Origin of the sequence: Catenibacterium faecis (assembly GCF_014306455.1) — a bacterium.
In the GTDB taxonomy this organism is placed as follows: Bacteria; Bacillota_I; Bacilli_A; order Erysipelotrichales; family Coprobacillaceae; genus Catenibacterium; species Catenibacterium mitsuoka_A.
This window is the reverse complement of sequence record NZ_JACRWG010000159.1, coordinates 1-607: the sequence shown is the minus strand read 5'-3', so window position 1 is coordinate 607 and position 607 is coordinate 1. Positions and strand designations below refer to the sequence as shown.

General features: G+C 41.5%; 1 protein-coding gene. It reads left to right on the top strand.

Features of this window, described 5'->3' with window-relative positions:
• Nucleotides 1-37 precede the first annotated feature (37 nt).
• The coding region (locus tag H8909_RS13245; protein ID WP_238928321.1) for a transposase at nucleotides 38-607 on the top strand (570 nt) is incomplete at its 3' end.

Sequence of the window (607 nt, the reverse complement as noted above, 5' to 3'; positions counted from 1 at the left end):
ATATAACGTGCAGATAGGTGTGTCAGATGGAGTCATCATGAATGCAGGTGTCTTCAGGAATCCAGGAGATACTACAACGTTCACTGACTTCATGGATAGACATTATGCACATTACGGGGAATATCCACTATATCCTATGGCTGATGCAGGATACGGAGGACTTAGGAACTACCTTTTCTGCCTGATGAAGGGAATGAATCCAGTCATGAAGTACAATATGTACGCCAAAAAGAATGAAAGAAAATATAAAAAAAACATCTATAACCCAGCAAACTGGGAAATTGATGAGAATGGTCATAAGATCTGTCCTCATGGCAATGTCTTCAGTGAGTTCATAAGAGATGTATACGAGGAAAAGAATGGCACATTGTCCATCAGACAGCTTTATAGAAATCCGGAACGCTGTGCTGGATGTCCTTTCAGGAATGAGTGCCTGGCTACCAAGAAAAAGCCTGAGGTCAGTGATGATGCAGAGAAGATCTGCAGTAGAAACGAGGTTCTTGAACAGTTTCATGAGTATGTTGACATTACTCTCGGCTCTGAATTCGGAAAAGAGCTAAAGAAGCAGAGAAGCATACAGGTAGAAGGAGCCTTTGGAGTTATAAAG